At 68.4% G+C, this 17607-nt stretch carries 15 protein-coding genes; 8 read left to right on the top strand and 7 right to left on the bottom strand.

All coding sequences use genetic code 11. The annotated features are described in order from the left end of the window. Positions 1–77: 77 nt before the first annotated feature. A complete protein-coding gene (locus AAG092_RS16270; RefSeq protein WP_373387481.1) occupies positions 78–1001 on the top strand; it encodes a LysR family transcriptional regulator in 924 nt (307 codons plus the stop codon). On the opposite strand, the gene AAG092_RS16265 is transcribed toward AAG092_RS16270, so the two are convergent. Continuing rightward, positions 991–1905, bottom strand: coding sequence for a LysR family transcriptional regulator (locus AAG092_RS16265; protein ID WP_373387480.1), 915 nt, complete (start codon positions 1903–1905; stop codon positions 991–993). The two genes, AAG092_RS16270 and AAG092_RS16265, sit on opposite strands and share 11 nt — an antisense overlap. Before the next feature lie 113 nt (positions 1906–2018). Between AAG092_RS16265 and AAG092_RS16260 the strand changes: the two genes are divergently transcribed. Both AAG092_RS16260 and AAG092_RS16255 read left to right on the top strand, forming a co-directional pair. Beyond that, positions 2019–2618 (top strand): short chain dehydrogenase, encoded by a 600-nt coding sequence (locus tag AAG092_RS16260; protein ID WP_373387479.1) that lies wholly within the window; start codon positions 2019–2021, stop codon positions 2616–2618. Between the two features lie 68 nt (positions 2619–2686). Beyond that, on the top strand, positions 2687–2992 hold the full coding sequence (locus AAG092_RS16255; RefSeq protein WP_373387478.1) for an I78 family peptidase inhibitor: 306 nt from the start codon (positions 2687–2689) through the stop codon (positions 2990–2992). Between the two features lie 9 nt (positions 2993–3001). On the opposite strand, the gene AAG092_RS16250 is transcribed toward AAG092_RS16255, so the two are convergent. Together AAG092_RS16250 and AAG092_RS16245 are read right to left on the bottom strand one after the other, a co-directional pair. After that, positions 3002–3286, bottom strand: coding sequence for a putative quinol monooxygenase (locus AAG092_RS16250; RefSeq protein ID WP_373387477.1), 285 nt, complete (start codon positions 3284–3286; stop codon positions 3002–3004). A gap of 49 nt (positions 3287–3335) precedes the next feature. After that, positions 3336–4073: an SDR family oxidoreductase gene (locus AAG092_RS16245; RefSeq protein WP_373387476.1), complete on the bottom strand. Its 738-nt coding sequence runs from the start codon at positions 4071–4073 to the stop codon at positions 3336–3338. 194 nt (positions 4074–4267) lie between these two features. Between AAG092_RS16245 and AAG092_RS16240 the strand changes: the two genes are divergently transcribed. Then, positions 4268–5011, top strand: coding sequence for a substrate-binding periplasmic protein (locus AAG092_RS16240; RefSeq protein WP_373387475.1), 744 nt, complete (start codon positions 4268–4270; stop codon positions 5009–5011). 118 nt (positions 5012–5129) lie between these two features. After that, entirely contained in the window at positions 5130–6044 is a 915-nt protein-coding gene (locus AAG092_RS16235; RefSeq protein WP_110681569.1) for an AraC family transcriptional regulator, read from the top strand. On the opposite strand, the gene AAG092_RS16230 is transcribed toward AAG092_RS16235, so the two are convergent. Beyond that, complete coding sequence (locus AAG092_RS16230; RefSeq protein WP_373387474.1) at positions 6045–6929, bottom strand: pseudouridine synthase; 885 nt, start codon at positions 6927–6929, stop codon at positions 6045–6047. A 163-nt stretch (positions 6930–7092) separates the two neighbouring features. Between AAG092_RS16230 and AAG092_RS16225 the strand changes: the two genes are divergently transcribed. Beyond that, the gene (locus AAG092_RS16225) at positions 7093–7788 is read left to right on the top strand and encodes an aspartate/glutamate racemase family protein (protein WP_373387473.1); all 696 of its coding nucleotides are present in this window, start codon (positions 7093–7095) and stop codon (positions 7786–7788) included. Here the strand turns inward: AAG092_RS16225 and AAG092_RS16220 are convergent. After that, positions 7785–9371 (bottom strand): diguanylate cyclase, encoded by a 1587-nt coding sequence (locus AAG092_RS16220; protein ID WP_373387472.1) that lies wholly within the window; start codon positions 9369–9371, stop codon positions 7785–7787. The genes AAG092_RS16225 and AAG092_RS16220 overlap by 4 nt on opposite strands. 184 nt (positions 9372–9555) lie before the next feature. On the opposite strand from AAG092_RS16220, the gene chrA reads away from it, so the two are divergent. Both chrA and AAG092_RS16210 read left to right on the top strand, forming a co-directional pair. Beyond that, a complete protein-coding gene (gene chrA, locus AAG092_RS16215; RefSeq protein WP_258371477.1) occupies positions 9556–10914 on the top strand; it encodes a chromate efflux transporter in 1359 nt (452 codons plus the stop codon). Positions 10915–11088: 174 nt separating this feature from the next. Continuing rightward, positions 11089–12348: an NAD(P)/FAD-dependent oxidoreductase gene (locus AAG092_RS16210; RefSeq protein WP_373387471.1), complete on the top strand. Its 1260-nt coding sequence runs from the start codon at positions 11089–11091 to the stop codon at positions 12346–12348. Between the two features lie 164 nt (positions 12349–12512). Here the strand turns inward: AAG092_RS16210 and AAG092_RS16205 are convergent, their stop codons facing one another. Then, the gene (locus tag AAG092_RS16205; RefSeq protein ID WP_373387470.1) at positions 12513–15026 is read right to left on the bottom strand and encodes an HlyD family secretion protein; all 2514 of its coding nucleotides are present in this window, start codon (positions 15024–15026) and stop codon (positions 12513–12515) included. Then, a complete protein-coding gene (locus tag AAG092_RS16200; RefSeq protein WP_373387469.1) occupies positions 15023–17605 on the bottom strand; it encodes an alpha/beta fold hydrolase in 2583 nt (860 codons plus the stop codon). Before AAG092_RS16200 ends, AAG092_RS16205 begins: the two co-directional genes overlap by 4 nt. Positions 17606–17607 lie beyond the last annotated feature (2 nt).

The raw sequence follows: 17607 nt of genomic DNA, 5'->3' as shown, positions 1-17607 counted from the left end.
CCGTTCGGATGAGGCGAATCTTAGGCGGGCGGTTATGATTCGATAATTCGAAAGCTTTTATTTCTGGTATCCAATAAGTGAATATCGCCAACAAGGACCTCAACCTGCTGCTGGTCTTCCACGTGCTCTACCAGGAGCGCAACGCCTCGCTGGCCGCCGCGCGCATGGCGCTGAGCCAGCCGGCGCTGAGCCACAAGCTGAACAAGCTGCGCCACGAGCTGGGCGATGCGCTGTTCGTGCGCGCCCCGCGCGGCCTCACGCCAACGCCGCGGGCCCATGAGCTGGCGCCGCTGGTGCAGGGTCTGGTGGCCGAGCTGGAGGCCTTCTACGACCAGTGCGAGGGCCGCGACTTCCTGCAGCGCGCCGAGCGCATCCACCTCTACACCACCGACTACATCGAGCAGACCCTGCTGCCTGCCCTGTTGCCGCGCCTGCGCGAGCAGGCGCCCAACCTGCTGCTGATCACCCACAACACCCGCGGCCTGCTGCCGCGCGAGGAGCTGGAGAAAGGCACCTGCGACCTGGCCATCGCCGGCTTCTACGCCAACCTGCCGGACACCTTCCGCCAGCAGCGCCTGCTCTCCGAGGACTTCGTGGTGCTGGCCGCGCGCGACCATCCGCTCCTGGCCGGGGGGCTCGACCTGCCGGCCTACCTGGCCTGCGAACACCTGCTGACCACCCTCACCGGCGACCTCAACGGCCTGGTCGACCGCGCCCTGCAGGCCCAGGGGCAAACGCGCCGGGTGGCGGCCGGGCTGTCCAGCTTCATCGCGCCGAGCCGCCTGGTGCGCGGCAGCGAACTGTTGCTGACCTGCCTGCGCTCGGTGGCCGAGGAGGCGGTGGCGCGCGACGCCTCGCTGGTGCTGCACCCCCTGCCGGCCGGCCTGGAATTGCCACAGGTGGAGGTGATGCAGATCTGGCACGAGCGCACCGACGCCGACCGCCTGCGCCGCTGGCTGCGCCAGCAGATCCAGCAGGTAGCGAGCGAACTCAGGCGTTGAGGCCGTCCAGCGCCAGGCGGCTGCGCTCGAACCAGCCCAGCAGGTAGTCCACCAGCGCCTGGGTCCGGCGCGGCAGGGCGCCCTGCCAGGGGTGCACGAGGAACACCGGGGTGCTGCGCGTCTGGTAGTCGCGCAGCAGCCATAGCAGGCGACCATCGGCCAGCTCGTCCTGGACCATGTAGGACGGCAGGCGGGCGATGCCGGCGCCGCTCAGCGCCGCCTTCTTCAGCAGGCTGTAGTGGTTGCTGGCCAGCTGCCCGGACACCGGCACCCGCTCCAGGCGGTGCTGGAGGTGGTACAGCCACTGCTCGAAACCGCTGTAGTGGGTATTCAGTAGGCACTGGTGCCGACTCAGCTCGGCCGGCGTCTGCGGCGCCGGGTGGCGCGCCAGGTAGGCCGGCGCGGCGCAGGTGATCTCCTGCAGGGCGAACAGCGGCCGCGCCACCAGGCGCTCGTCCTGTTCCACGCCGGAGCGGATGGCCAGGTCGAAGCCGTCGGCCAGCAGATCGCGGTAGGCGTTGGCCAGGTCCAGCTCGACGCGCACCCGCGGGTAGCGGCTGGCGAAATCCAGCAGCAGCGCATCGAAGAAGGTCTCGCCGAGCGACACCGGCACGGTCAGGCGCACAGTGCCGGCCACCTCGTCCTGCAGGCTGCGCACCGCCTGCCGCGCGCGCTGGGCCTGGGCCTGCAGCGCCTGGGCCTCGGGCAACAGGGCGGCGCCAGCGGCGGTCAGGTGCAGGCGCCGCGTGGTGCGGTGCAGCAGCTGGCTGCCGAGGCTGCGCTCCAGGCCGCTGATGCGCTTGGACAACTGGCCCTTGCTGCAGCCCAGGCGCTCGGCGGCGGCGGTGAAGCTGCCGGCCTCGACCAGCAGGGCGAAGGCGACCAGGTCTTCCAGCTCGCTCATGGCGCGGCACTCATTGTTTCCATATGAGAACCAAAGGTTTCACATTGCCAGGATTATTGGCAACCCAATCCCGCCTAAGCTGGTTCCACACCCCCTCACTCAGGAGCCCCAGCATGAAAATCATCCTCGTCGGTGCCAGCGGCACCATCGGCCAGGCCATCGACCGCGAGCTGCGCGAACGCCACGACATCGTCCGCGTTGGCCGCAACAGCGGCGAGCTGCAGGTGGACATCACTGACCCGGCCTCGATCCGCCGCCTGTTCGAGCAGACCGGCCCGTTCGACGCGCTGATCAGCGCCGCCGGCAACGCCCATTTCGGCGCGCTGGAGGAACTCACCGCCAAGGAGTTTGCCGTGGGCCTGGACGACAAGCTGATGGGCCAGATCAACCTGGTGCTGATCGGCCGCGAGTTCGCCAACGACGGTGCCTCCTTCACCCTCACCTCCGGCGTGCTCAGCGAAGACCCGATCCGCTACGGCGCGGCGGTCAGCACGGTGAACGCCGCGCTGGACGGCTTCGTCCGCGCCGCCGCCATCGAGTTGCCGCGCGGCCTGCGCATCAACGGCGTGAGCCCGACCATCCTCGAGGAGTCGCTGCCGGCCTACGGCCCCTACTTCCGCGGCTTCAAGGCGGTACCGGCGGCCACGGTGGCGCTGGCCTACGCCAAGAGCGCCGAGGGCCGGCAGACCGGCCAGGTCTACCGCGTGCTCTGATCACGGCGGTTGCCTGACGGGGCAGACGGTGGCACGGTGAAGTCCTGTTTCAGACAAGGACGCCCACCATGAACCGAATCCTGCCCCTTCCCGCCCTGCTTGCCGGCGCCCTGCTCGCCGGCTGCGCCTCCAGCCCGCAGCAGGACAGCGCCGGCGCCGCCAAGGGCGACGGCCGCTGCAACGCCGAGCCGGTGCAGTACCTGCTGGAGGAGCGCATCACCACCGACCTGGCCGAGCGCGCGCGCATCGAGTCCGGCGCCGCGCACCTGCGGGTGACCCATCCCAACCAGCCGGTGACCCTGGACTACAACCCGCAGCGGCTGAACATCGATATCGACGATGACGACATCATCATCCGCCTGAGCTGCGGCTGATCGCCAGCGCTACGGGGGCGGCGCCAGGCTCAGTTGCAAGTGGCGCACCAGGCCACCGCCAAGCAGCCGGCCGAGTGCCTGCATGTGCGGCAGCTGCAAGTGCGCCTCCAGCGCCTGCGGCGAGGCCCAGTGGCCACGCAGCAGCCAGGCCTCGCCCTGGCGCTCCAGTTCGCAGCCCAGGCAGGCGGTATCGGCGCGCGCCCGCAGCAGCAGCTCGCCCAGACGCAGCCCCAGCTCTTCGCCATGACCTTGCGCAGCCTGGAAACGGGCCAGGCTGACTATCGTTGGCTTCATCGCATCGCTCCTGCAACGAAGGCCGCCCGCACGCGGGCGGCGGGCTGGATCAATAGGCGCTGGAGGTGGGGCGCACGACCAGTTCGCTGATGTCCACCGTATCCGGCTGGCCGATGGCGTAGGCGATGGCCTCGGCGATGGCGCCGGCGGGAATCGCCTCGCGGCGGAACTCGTCGATCGCCACGCGGGTTTCGGCATCGGAGATGCTGTGCGCCAGGTCGGACTCGGTGACCCCGGGGGAAACCACGGTGACGCGGATGGCGCTGCCCACTTCCTGACGCAGCGCCTCGGACAGCGACACCACCGCGGCCTTGGTGGCGCAGTACACGGCGCCGGTGGCGATCGGCTTGTAGGCGCCAATGGAGGCGACATTGATGATCTGCCCGCTGCGCTGCGCCTGCATCCCTGGCAGCACGGCGGCGATGCCATGCAGCACGCCACGCAGGTTGACATCGATCATCTGGTTCCACTCGCCGATCTTCAGCGCCGCCAGCGGCGACAGCGGCATCACCCCGGCGTTGTTGACCAGCACGTCGACCCGGCCGTAGCGCTCCACGGCCAGCTCCACCAGGGCCTGCACCTGTTCCTGGCGGGTCACGTCGGTGACGCGGTACTCGGCGCTGCCGCCGAGATTGCGGATCTCGGCGGCCAGCGCCTCAAGACGCTCGCCGCGCCGCGCGCCGAGCACCAGGCGGGTGCCCTGCAGGGCCAGCAGGCGGGCGGTGGCTTCGCCGATGCCGCTGCTGGCACCGGTAATGACTATGACTTTCTCTGCGATACGGGACATGGACGACTCCTCGACGGGGGCGCACTGGCAGTGGCGCCGGACAGGGCAGAGACTGCGCCCGGGAACGGGAAGGTCGTTAGCCGAATACTGCCCGACGCTTGCCTGATCCTGCCGATGACTCTCGGGACTGCGCAGTTGCACGGACGGCCCGGACATTGCACTCTGCCATCATCCGCAACCCATCGAGATCACCCTTGAGACCTTCACTGCTCGCCCTGCTGCTGCTCGCCACGCTGCCGGCTTACGCCGCCGACTGGCAGGTCTACACCCACAGCCTGGGCAACCAGGCCAGCAGCGTCGACGGCCAGCTGCGCGGCCACCCGCACGGCGGCAAGCGCGCCTTCTACGTCGAGCTGGTGCGGGCCCTGCTCGGCGAGCTGGGCCAGCCGCAGACCATAGTCGAGGTGCCGCTGGCGCGCGGCCTGGTTCTGCTGCAGTCGCGCGCCCATGTGGTGCTGTTCAACCTCAGCCGCACCGCGGAGCGCGAGCACCTGGTGCACTGGGTCGGGCCGACCCTGCGCGAGACCGACTACCTGTACGAACTGAGCGTGCGCCCGACCGGCATCCGCAGCCTGGCCGACGCCGCCAGCCTGCCGGTCTGCGTGCTCAACGGCAGCTCCCACGACAGCCTGCTGGGCGAGCAGGGCTTCACCCGGCTGCAGCGCGCCAACTCCTATGCCGGCTGTTTCCGCATGCTCGCCGCCGGCCGCGTGCTGCTGGTGGCCTCGGCCGACAGCGACCTGCAGAGCAAGCTGGCGGAGGCCGACGTGGGCACCGCCGAGGTGGTGCCCAGCGCCGTGTCGCTGGGCCAGGACCAGGGCTACATCGCCCTCTCGCTGGACACCCCGGCGGCCGAGGTGGAACGCTGGCGCGCGGCCCTGGCGCAGCTGAACCGCGATGGCCGCTACCGGCAGCTCCACGCGCGCTTCGCCCACTGAGCCCCTGCGATCTGCACGATACTGCCGGCCACTTGCCCAATCCTGCCGAGATTGCCCAGCCAGCGGGATTTCCCCGGGCCTGCGCGCTAAGCTGCGGGCAACCCGGGAGGACCGCCACATGCCAGACGCCATCACCGAGCCCGACCTGCACAGCCAGCGCCTGCAGCTGGCCGAACTGATCGCCCGTTTCGCCGAGGCGGACGGCGCCCACGACACCGCCATCGCCAGCCTGGTGCTGTATCGCGCCAGCACGCCCTCGCCGATCACCCACACCCTGTACCGCCCGGCCCTGTGCATCATGGCCCAGGGCCAGAAGGTGGTGCGCCTGGAGAACGAGCGCTACTGCTACGACCCGCTGCACTACCTGGTGGCCTCGGTGACCCTGCCGGTTACCGGCGAAGTCACCCTGGCCACGGCCGACGAGCCCTACCTGAGCCTGCGCCTGGACATCGATCCGGCCGAACTGGGCGAGCTGATCGCCAGCGCCGGCCCCATCGGCGTACCCAGCCGCGGCAGTGGTCGCGGCCTGCATGTCGACCGGCTGGACGCGCCGTTGCTGGATGCCGTGCTGCGCCTGCTGCGTCTGCTGGAGGCGCCGCGCGACATCGCCATGCTCGCCCCGCTGATCCGCCGCGAGATTCTCTACCGCCTGCTGTGCAGCCCGCAGGGCCAGCTGCTGCGCGATATCGCCACGGCCGACAGCCAGGCGCACCGGGTCAACCGTGCCATCGAATGGCTCAACCGCCACTACCAGCAGCCCCTGCGCATCGAGGAGCTGGCCAGGGTTGCCAACCTCAGCAGTTCCACCCTGCACCACCGCTTCAAGGCGCTGACCGCCATGAGCCCGCTGCAGTACCAGAAGCAGCTGCGCCTGCAGGAGGCGCGACGCCTGATGCTGTGCGAGAACCTGGATGTATCGAGCGCCGGCTACCGGGTCGGCTACGAGAGCCCGTCGCAGTTCAGCCGCGAATACAGCCGCCTGTTCGGCGCGCCGCCGGTACGCGACCTGGCGCGCCTGCGCGCGGCCGGCTGACTACCAGTCCAGCGCCAGGCCGCTCTCGAAGTGGCACGCGGCGCCGCTCAGCGGGTCGCTGAAGGCCAGGCTCTGGGCCAGCAGCTTGAGCGGGCGGGTGAAGTCGTCCACGCCCTTCTCGTCGGTCAGCCGCGGGTAGAAGCTGTCGTTGAGGATGGGCGCGCCCAGCGCCGCCATGTGCACGCGCAGCTGGTGCTGCTTGCCGCTGATCGGCCAGAGCCGGTAGCGCCACAGCTCGCCGTGGCGCTCCAGCACTTCCAGCAAGGTCTCGCTGTTCGGCTCGCCCACCACCTCGCGCATGCGGAAGAACGGCTCGCCCTTCTCCAGGCGGCTGTGCCGGCGCAGCGGGAACTCATGGTGCGGCAACGCCGGGGCGATGGCCTGGTAGGCCTTGTCGATGCGCCGCTCGCGGAACAGCGCCTGGTAGGCGCCGCGGCTGGCCGGCGTGGTGGAGAACAGCACCAGCCCGGCGGTGTGCCGGTCGATGCGGTGCAGCGGCGCCAGGTGCGGATTGCCGGTCTCGCGCACCAGACGGGTGAGCAGGGTTTCCTCGGCGTAATCGCCGGCCGGCATCACCGGCAGAAAGTGCGGCTTGTCGGCCACCAGCAGGTGCTCGTCCTGGAACAGGATGCGCGCCTGGAAGGGGATCTGCCGTTCGTTCTCGATCTCGCGAAAGTACTGCACCCGCAGCGCCTCGCGGTAGGGCGTGGCGGGGTCCAGCGGGAGATTCTCGGCGTCCAGCACCAGGCCGCGGGCCATGCGCTGCAGCCAGGTCTCGCGGGATATCTGCGGGAAGCGCGCGCACAGGCAGTCGAGCACCGTGGCCCAGTCGCCGGGCGGCAGGTGCAGGAAGCTGGGGCGAACGTGCAGGGCGCGCGAGGACATGGCGGAACCGTGGCAGGGAAAGCCCGGCATTATTCCTCAAGCGCCGCGCGCGCGCTGCCCCCGGCGACAGCCGTACAGCCGCACGCGCGATTCGCCGGCAACTGTAACTGTCCGGCCGGGCGCGCCTATCGCAGCATGGGGCCAGAACAGCGGAGGAACGCGCATGAAGACCATAGGCCTGCTCGGCGGCATGAGCTGGGAGTCCACCCTGCCCTATTACCGGCAGATCAACGAGGCGGTGCGCGAGCGCCTGGGCGGGCTGCACTCGGCGCAACTGGTGCTGTTCAGCGTCGACTTCGCGCAGGTCGAACGGCTGCAGCGCAGCGGCGACTGGGACGCCGCCGGCGCCCTGCTGGCCGAGGCCGCCCGCGCGCTGCAACGGGCCGGGGCGGACTTCCTGGTGCTCTGTACCAACACCATGCACAAGGTGGCCGAGGCCATCGAGGCGGCCGTGGACATTCCCCTGCTGCATATCGCCGACCCTACCGCGGCGGCCATCCGCAGTGCCGGCCTGCGCCGGGTCGGTCTGCTCGGCACGCGGTTCACCATGGAGCAGCCGTTCTACCGCGAACGCCTGGAGCGCCTGCACGGCGTCGAGGTGCTGGTACCGGACGAGGCCGACCGCACCGAGGTACACCGGGTGATCTACGAGGAGCTGTGCCTGGGCAGCGTGCACGAGGCGTCACGCCAGGCCTACCGGCAGGTGATAGCGCGGCTGGTGGAACGTGGCGCCGAGGCGGTGATCCTCGGCTGTACCGAGATCGGCCTGCTGCTGGGGCCGCATGACGCCAGCGTGCCGCTGTTCGACACCACGGCCCTGCATGCCCGCGCGGCGGCCGAGCACGCCCTGCTGGATTAACCGACCAGCTGCTCGACCTGTTCGCCATACAGCAGCACGCGGTCGCGGCCGGCGGCCTTGGCCGCGTAGAGCGCCTTGTCGGCGCCCTGGATCAAGGCCTGCGGCCCCTCGTCCGCCGCTCCCGGCTGCGGCAGGCAGACATGCACGCCGGCGCTCAGGCTCAGGCGCAGCCAGGGCGAGCCGGCATGTGGCAGGGCCAGCTTCTCCACCAGCGCGCGCACCTGCTCGGCCACCCGCACGGCGCCCTGGGTATCGGTCTCCGGCAGCAGCAGGCAGAACTCCTCGCCACCGTAGCGGGCGGCCAGGTCGGCCGGGCGCTTCTGCCCGGCACGAATCGCCTCGGCGACCAGGCGCAGGCATTCGTCGCCGGCCGAGTGGCCGTAGATGTCGTTGTACTGCTTGAAGTAGTCGACATCGAACAGGATCAGCGCCAGCGGCCGCTGGCTGCGCGCCGCGCGGGCGAACTCGTCATCGAGGGCACGGATGAAGCGCCGGCGGTTGGCCAGGCGCGTCAGCTCGTCCTCCAGGGCCTGCTTCTCCAGGCGCTGGTTGAAGGCCCGCAGCGCATCGCGGGTGGCCAGCAACTCGATTTCGGTGCGCTGGCCGCGCTGAATCAGGCGCACCAGGTAGTAGCCGAACAGCCCGAGCAACCCGGACAGCAGGCACACCACCACCAGCTGGCGCACGCTGTCGGAGCGCCAGTCGGCGAGTATGTCGTCCTTGGACATGGCGGCGACCACCACCAGCGGGTAGTCCTGGATCTGCCGGTAGCTGAACTGCCGCTCCACGCCGTCCAGCAGCGAGGGCAGCATGGCACTGCCGGCCGGGCTCTGCGGCAGCAGACGGGTGAAGATCTGCCCACGGGCGATGCTGGTGCCTATGGTGCTCTCGCTGAAGGGCACGCGCAGCACGATGGTGCCATCGTTCAGCACCAGGTTGATCGAGCCGTTCTCGCGGACATCGAAGGTGCCGTAGAACTGGCGCAGGTAGTCGATCGAGATGGTCGCCAGGACCACTCCGGCGAAACGCCCCTGGGCATCCTCCAGGCGGCGTGACAGCGGAATGATCCAGTCGCCGGTGGTGCGGCTGCGGATCGGCCGGCCGACATGCGGACCGTGGTCGTTGGGGAAATCGCGGTGGTAGATGAAGTATTCGCGGTCGGCATTGTTGGCTCCCGGCGGAATCTCGCCGAAGGAGTTGACCAGCCAGTTGCCGTCGCGGTCGTAGGCGAACAGGCCGTGCAGCTCGGCCTGCTCGTAGACGTGCTGGCGCATCAGGCGCTGCAGGCGTTGCAGGTGCTCCGGCGAGGTGCCTTCCACCTGCAAACGCTCGACCAGGCCGAACAGCACGGTATCGGCCTTCTTCAGGGTATCGCTGGCCTGGCGGGCGAGGGCCGAGGCCAGGTTGGACGTCTCGATCTCGGCATCGCGCAGCTGCACCTGGCGAGCCTTCCAGATCAGCCAGCCATCGATGGCCACCAGCGACAGGCAGACCAATGCCACGAAGGCGCGCGTCAACGGCAGCAGGGCCAGCTGCTGCCAGCCACGCATGCTGCGTGCCTCGGCCTGCCTATCGTTGTCCATGGATGCCCCACATTCGGCTGACGCTCTGTATTCCCAATATAGAAAAGCCCCGGCATGGTCAACCGCAGCGGGTTATCCTCGCCGGCTTATGTCCGGCTTTGCATGAGTCATGCTGTCGGCCTGAAACGAGAATGTGTTAGGAAATTGCCCCAGCAACACATCGATCATAGAGGAAGCCGCAGCGATGAATGAGACGCCCCTGCCCCTGACGGAGCACAGCCCGGCACAGAAAACCGTCGGTTTTCTCGAAGCCCTGCTGTTCTGGCTCAAGCTCGGCTTCGTCAGCTTCGGCGGCCCGGCCGGGCAGATCGCGATCATGCACCAGGAGCTGGTGGAGCGGCGCCGCTGGATCTCCGAACGGCGCTTCCTGCATGCCCTCAACTACTGCATGCTGCTGCCCGGCCCGGAAGCCCAGCAACTGGCCACCTACATCGGCTGGCTGCTGCATCGCAGCTGGGGCGGGGTGATCGCCGGGGCGCTGTTCGTGCTGCCCTCGCTGTTCATCCTGATCGTCCTGTCCTGGCTGTACATCGCCTTCGGCGACGTGCCGCTGGTGGCCGGCATCTTCTACGGCATCAAGCCGGCGGTGACCGCCATCGTCCTGCAGGCAGCCCACCGCATCGGCTCGCGGGCGCTGAAGAACAACTGGCTGTGGGCCATTGCCGGCGCCTCCTTCGTCGCCATCTTCGCCCTCGAACTGCCCTTCCCGCTGATCGTGCTGGGAGCCGCGGTGATCGGCTACTTCGGTGGACGCCTCGCCCCGCAACGCTTCAGCCTGGGCGGCGGCCACGCCAGCAGCGACAAGTCCTACGGCCCGGCACTGATCGACGACCACACGCCGCCACCGCCACATGCGCGCTTCCGCTGGTCGCGCCTGGTCCTGCTGCTGGCCATAGGTGCCGCGCTGTGGCTGCTGCCCATGGGCCTGCTGACTGCGCTGTTCGGCTGGGACGGCACCCTGACGCAGATGGGCTGGTTCTTCACCAAGGCGGCCCTGCTGACCTTCGGCGGCGCCTACGCGGTGCTGCCCTACGTCTACCAGGGCGCGGTCGGCCACTACGGCTGGCTGACGCCGACCCAGATGATCGACGGCCTGGCCCTGGGCGAGACCACGCCGGGACCGCTGATCATGGTGGTGGCCTTCGTCGGCTTCGTCGGCGCCTATGTACAGCCGGTGTTCGGCGTCGAGTCGGCCTTCGCCAGCGGCGCCCTGGCCGCCTGCCTGGTCACCTGGTTCACCTTCCTGCCGTCCTTCCTGTTCATCTTGGTCGGCGGGCCGCTGGTGGAGTCGACTCACAACGAACTGAAGTTCACCGCGCCGCTGACCGCCATCACCGCCGCCGTGGTGGGCGTGATCCTCAACCTGGCACTGTTCTTCGGCTACCACGTGCTCTGGCCACAGGGCTTTTCCGGCAGTTTCGACTGGCCTTCGGCGCTGATCGCCCTGGCCGCGGCCGTGGCCCTGTTCCGCTTCAAACGCGGGGTGATCGAGGTGCTGCTCGGCTGCGCCCTGATCGGCCTGGCGGTGCATCTGCTGCGTTGAAGAGGTGAGCATGGGGCGTATCTCGATCTGCGAACTGGCCGAGTGGCAGGCCGCCGGCCGCCCGCTGCTGGCGCTGGACCAGTCCCTTCGGCATGGCGATTGGCATCTTCGGCCGGGACTTGGCCGGCGCGGATGCATACACTAGGCGGCATCTTCACCCGCCGAGAGCCTGCCATGACTGACGCTGCCGCCCCCTCCACCGCCATCATCATCGGCGCCGGCCATGCCGGCGGCGAACTGGCCATCGCCCTGCGCAACGAGGGCTGGGAGGGGCGCATCCTGCTGCTCGGCGAGGAAGTGCACCTGCCCTACCACCGCCCGCCACTGTCCAAGGCCTACCTGGCCGGCAGCGTGGAGAAGAGCAGCCTGGCGATCCGCCCGCAGGCCGCCTATGAGCGGGCCAACGTGGAGTTCATGGCTGGCGTGCGGGTGCAGCGCATCGACCGCGCCAACCGGCGCCTGGAGTTGGCCGATGGCGCACAGCTGAGCTACGACAGGCTGGCCATCGCCACCGGCGGCCGCCCGCGCCCGCTGGCCGTGCCGAATGCGGCAGCGGCCGAGCGCTGTGGCAACTTCCACTACCTGCGCACCCTCGACGACGTCGAGCGGATCCGCGCCCAGTTGGCCCCCGGCAAGCGCCTGGCCATAGTCGGCGGCGGCTACATCGGCCTGGAAGTGGCGGCCTCGGCCGTCGCCCAGGGCCTGCAGGTCACGGTGCTGGAGGCCCTGCCGCGGGTGTTGCAGCGGGTCACCGCCGCCGAACTGTCGGCCTACTACGAACGCAAGCACCGCGAGGCCGGCGTGGACATCCGCACCAACGTGCAGGTGGCCGACCTGGAGGTGACGGGCGATGCGGTGACGGCGCTGCTCTGCGCCGATGGCAACCGCCTGGAGACCGACCTGGTGGTGGTCGGCATCGGCCTGATCGCCAATACCGAGCTGGCCGCCGAGGCCGGCCTCGCGGTGGACAACGGCATCCTGGTCGACGAGCACGCGCAGACCAGCGATCCGCACATCTATGCCGCCGGCGACTGCACCAACCATCCCAACGCCCTGCTCGGCCGCCGCCTGCGCCTGGAGTCGGTGCCCAATGCCCTGGAGCAGTCGCGGGTGGCCGCCGCCAACATGGCCGGCAAGGCCAAGACCTACGCCTCGGTGCCCTGGTTCTGGTCCGACCAGTACGAGCTGAAGCTGAAGATGGTCGGCCTGTCCGAAGGCTTCGAGCGCCTGGTGTTGCGCGGCGACCCGGCCAGCGACAGCTTCAGCGCCTTCTACCTCAAGGGCGACAGGGTGCTGGCCGCCGACACGGTGAACCGCCCGCAGGACTTCATCGCCGCCAAGCGCCTGGTGGCCGAGGACATTGCCGTGACTGCCGAGCAACTGGCGGACGACGGCAGACCGCTCAAGGAACTGCTGCCGGCGCCGGCGGCCTGATCACACAAATGAAAACGCGGCCTCGTCCGGTGTTTTTTCCGTAGCCCGGATGCAATCCGGGAACTGAGCTGACTGCCTTCCCGGATTGCATCCGGGCTACAGGACTGCGCCTCCCTTCTCCCACCCGAGGGAGAGGAGCACAAGCCATCAGGCATTGATCGCCATCACGGAATCCACGACCACAGCTCGACGTCGATGAAGCGGAAGATCGCCCGGGTGAAAGCCTTCCACACCGGCAGGGTCTCGCCGGCCGCCTTGGCGTAACCGGTCATCCCCGACTTCAGCTCACCGGCCGGATTGTCGATGATCGTCAGCACCTTGACGTACTTGCCGGCGGTCTTCTCCACCACGTTGGCATCGATCTGCGTCACGGTGCCGTCGAACAGCCGGTCGGAGTAGGCCAGCGGCTTGACCTTGAGCACCGCGCCCGGCTGCACGTAGCCGATCTCGGTCTCCGGCACCTCGATCTCGGCGAACACCCGCTCGGCCTTCTCCACCACGGCGAAGGGCTCGCCCGGCGGCTGGAACTTGCCGACCTTCTGTTTGAGCAGCAGAGTGATCAGCTTGCCGTCCATCGGTGCACGTAGCTGCGAACGCTCGATCTTCGCCAGGTACAGGTCGCGCTCGCTCTGCCAGCGCAGTACCTGGGCCTCGGCGGCGGCGATGGAATCCGGGGTGGCACCGCTGCTGGCCAGGGCCAGGTTGGCCTCGGCCACCTTCACCGCCATCAGGTCCACTTCGTACTGGCGACGGGCCTGGTCGGCCTGCTGGGCGGACACCCCGCCCTTGGCCAGCAAGGCGATGTGACGCTGGTGGTTGGTCAGGCTGAACTGGGTCTGGGTACGCGCCATGTCCAGACTGCGCTGGGCTACGTCGACTTCCTCGGCACGCGGCCGCGACTTCAGCTCGGCGACTATCGCCTGCTCCTCGGCGATGCGCGCCTCGGCAATTTTCACCTGGGCGGCGTAGTCGCCGGTGGCCAGGCGGGCCAGCACCTGGCCGGCCTTGACCTGCTCGCCGCCCTCCACCAGCACCTCGGTGACGATGCCGCCGATATCACTGGCCACCTGCTGCTGCTCGGTCGGCAGGATCACGAAAGTGCCGCCCGGCTCGTAGGGATAGGGCAGGAACAGGCAGATCAGCAGCGACAGGGCGAACACCCGGCCGGTATAGCCAGCCACCTTGTTGGCCGGCTTGGTGCCGACCTTCTGCTCGACATTCTCCGGCAGCCGCCGGCGCTTCCAGCGCTCGTACTGCACGGCACGCTCGTACATCTCGTTGGCCGACTTGAACTTGCGATAGGTCAGCAGGCTGAGATAGCCGATCAGCACCACGCAGGCCAGCACGCCGGTACCGCCGAAATTGAATTTCAGCCAGCTGCCCACCAGCATCAGGGCAATGACGAACAGCAACGCGGAATACAGCAGCGAGGCCAGGCCGTAGGCCATCAGCGCGGTATCGTTGGCCTCGCGATAGGCATTGCCCTTGATCCGTCCGAACAGTGCCTTGAACGCCTTGCCGCGCAACTGCGGCTCGTCGACCATCACCGCGATCAGGTGATAGCCGCTGCTCTTCGACAGCGGATTGAGGGTCAGCAGCAGGGCCACCGCGCTGACCACCGCCAGGGCCAGGCCGATGGCCGGCAGCAGGCCAGAGGAGGAACGGCTCAGGTACCAGGTGAATACCCCCAGGCTGAACAGGGCCAGGCGCATCAGCACCGGCCCGCCATGCAGCCACAGGCGTTCGCGCCGGCTCAGGCCGACCAGATGGCGGATGCGCGGCATGAAGCGCGGCAGGAAGCCCAGCATCAAGGCCACCGACAGGCTGTACACCGTGCCACGGTACTTCTGCGCGGTCAGTGCCAGGGTCAGGGTACACAGCAGGTTGACGGTGAACAGGCTGAACAGCACCTGCCCCACTGCCCCCATGCCGGACAGCAGGGTGGTTGCATCCAGGCGCGCCTGGGCGAAGTTATTGAGCACGATGCCGAGGGCCAGGCCGAACAGCAGTGGCAGGATGAACACCCCGTACTTGAGGGGCTCGGTCCAGCCTTGCATGGACTGCAGCAGACGGTGCGGGTTGAACAGGTGAAAGACCGGTATCTGCAGGCTGTCATCCATGCCGGCCGAATCGCGCACACCGGCCTGCAGCGGCTCGGCATCGTTCGAAGCGCCCACGGACGGACGCGCCACAGCGGGACCCGAGGCGCTGGCGATAGCGGCAGGTGCAGCTTCCGCGCGCTTGGCCGGCGGCGTGGCCTTGTCGCGGAACCTGGCGACTTTCTCCTCCAGAAGGCGCTGCAGATCCTGTTGCAACTGCTGCCGGTAGGGCGCCACCAGCGGATGGTTGGCAGCGGCCAGGCCGAGCAGGCGCTGCTCCACCAGGTTGGCCAGCAGGACATCCAGATTCTCGGGAGTCAGCGCCTGGGAAAAGCGCCTTTCATAGCTGGCCGATATGGCGTCGAATTCTTCGTCCACCTGAAGCATTTCCAGCACGAAGAACTGCCGGGTCTCCAGCTCCCACTGCAGCTGGTTGGCCGGATCCAGGACCACATACAGCGGCTCCTGCCGGCCATTGCGCAGGAACACCTGCAACCCCTTGCGCAGCAGCAGCGGCGTGGCGATCTTGCGGGCATCGCCGAGGTCGGATTCTTGCCTGGCGGAGATGTTGCCGTTCATAGCACTGGACTTCCTTGGGAGCGGTCACGGATACCGGCGCTGGGTGCGGCCGAGGTCATCTGCTTGCGCGGGGCGAAGAACACTTCGCAGCCACCGCGCGGGTTGTCGATATAACGGTCCCCGCCCAGCGGCCAGACCCTCGGACCGAAGGGGTTGGCGGCGCCGAGGAACAGGCCGTAGGGCGAGGAAACGATGGTGCGCATGCCGATGTTGTAGGGGTTGCCCATGCCATCGGTGGTCACCGGCAACCAGTTCTCGCCGTCATGGCTGCGGTACAGGTCGAAGCCCGACTGGCGCTCGAAGATGAACTGCTCACCAACATGGTTGACGATGTTGAGGAAGGGCTCCGGCCAGCTGTCGCGCCGGGCGTAGCCGAGCAGGCCGCTCCAGTCGAAGGTCGACAGGTAGAGCCAGCCCTCGTGCTCGGCCATGCGCCAGAAGTAGCCGTTGAAGAAGTTGTCGAAGCCGGCCATGTAGCCGGACAGTGGCTCCTTCCAGCCGTCCTCGGTCATCCGCGCGTCCCCCACCAGCAGCTCCCAGCGCTTGTCCGGGTGGATGCGGATCAGCTCGGGCGGCGCCGGCCCCACGCCGTTCTGCCGGTCGATGCCGCCCCCTTGGATGGCGCTGCCAACGTACAGCGCGCCCTTGAACGGGTGCATGCTCAGCACCGACTGGTTGAGCGGACCGCGACCGGCACCGTCGACTATCACCCGCTCCCACTGGTAGGGCTTGCTCTCGCAGGTACTGCGCCAGACCTGGTAGCCCTTGAGGTTGAAGGTGCCGACGTAGAGATGGTCGCCGAAGGGGCACATCTCGAAGATGGTCTTGTTGCCCTCATCGCCGAAGCCGAACTCGCTGACCGGCTGCCACTGTCCCAGCTCGGGGGCTTCGCTCTCGTAGACGATGGAGTGCGAGGAAACATTGGGATTGCCGCCCCGCGAACCGGCGGGCGTGGTGTACATGCGCCCCTTGAAGCTGACCATGGTGCGGATGGTGGTCACCGGCAGACCCATCAGCCCCGGCTCGCAGCTGGGCACGAAGTTCAACCCGTCCTCGCTGCGCAGCAGCAGCGGCCCCGGACCCTTGGCCGGCGACCAGGTGCTGACGAACAGCGCAGGGTTGTGCCCGGGGCTGCCGGGATACACGCACATGCCGCGAAAGCCCAGCTCGCGGGGAATCTTCGAGCCGTCGCTGCCGATGATGGTCGGCGCCTTGAACACCCGCTTCCACTCGTCCTTGCGCGGGTTGTAGCGCCAGATCTCGGCGTGCAGGTCGAGATCGAACGGGTTGGCCGGACACTCGACCGGCCAGGGGTCCATGCTGATCGGCAGGCGCGCCTTCATCAGCGGGAAGTTGCCACGGGTGGTGCCGACGTACAGGTGGTCGTTGAACCAGGCCATGGCATGGGCATAGGCGTTGATGCCGTCGCCAAAACCGTTGCGCGCGATCAGGCGGAAGTCGTCCGCGTTGAGCCCGGCCGGCACCCGCACCTTGCTCGGCAGGTTGAACATCGAGCCGGCGCGGGTCTTGCGCGACAGCACCTCGGCGATGAAGGCATTGAGATGGTCGAGGGCCTCCTCGAAATCGCCGAAGGGACCCTGCTCCTTGCCCTCGCGGGTGGCATAGAACCACTGCTCGGCGCGGCTGTAGATGCGATCGCTGCGGAAGTAGGCGCGGGCCTCGCCATCCTCGGCGCGGCCCTGGCGCTGGCTACTGACACTGCGCAGGAAGAATTCGAAGGAGCGGATCAGTTTCTGCGGCCTTGAGGCCGGGAAGAAGTGTCCGGCGCCGCGCACCTGGCGGAAGTCGGCGCGCGGCCACACACTCAGCAGCAGCTCGCCGGTGGTCACCGCCTGCGAGCGCTCGCCATAGATGGCCAGAATGGGGAAGTCCAGCCCGCGCAGGCGTTCGACATCCAGGCCATCGTCGCCCATCAGCTGCTCCTGCGCTGAGGTGGTTTCCAGCAGCTTCACCCACTGGTCGGCGGTACGCTTGCCGGAGGCGCCCATCAGCGGGTTGATCAGCTCGCGCAGGGCTTCCGGCAACTCGCGCTGGTTGAGCTGCAGGGTCGCCGCCTCCTTGAGCAGGCGATAGCCGAAGTAGGGCTCGCGGGTATTCAGCGGAATATTGTGCTCATCGAGGATGCGCTGGATATGGTCGGCGTAGCGCCAGTCGGCGCCCACGTTGCGAATGGCGGCGATGTGGGTGTCAGCGATGGTCAGGCTGCGAAAGCGCTGCGGCTGGGCGCAGGCCAGGTTCAGCGCGATGGTGCCGCCGAAACTGTGGGCGATGAAATGCGCCCGACCGATGCCCAGGTGATCGAGCAGCTGGCGCAGATCCTCGGCTTGTTCGGCCGGGGTGTAGCCCTGTGCGGGCATGCTCGAGCGGCCATGGCCGCGCAGGTCGTACATGGTTACCCGGTAGTGCCTGGCCAGGGCGTGGCCGACCTGCAGGTACCAGAACGCCAGGTTGGCGGCCAGGCCGTGGATCAGCACCACGTCCTCGACCTCACCTTCCGTGCGTTCGCACGCCAACTGCTGGTAGTGCAGCCGGACTCCGTTGACCTCGGCCATCGCCATGG

The sequence above is a fragment of the Pseudomonas alcaligenes genome, from assembly GCF_041729615.1.
GTDB classification, from domain to species: Bacteria; Pseudomonadota; Gammaproteobacteria; order Pseudomonadales; family Pseudomonadaceae; genus Aquipseudomonas; species Aquipseudomonas alcaligenes_B.
This window is presented reverse-complemented; position numbering and strand designations above follow the sequence as displayed.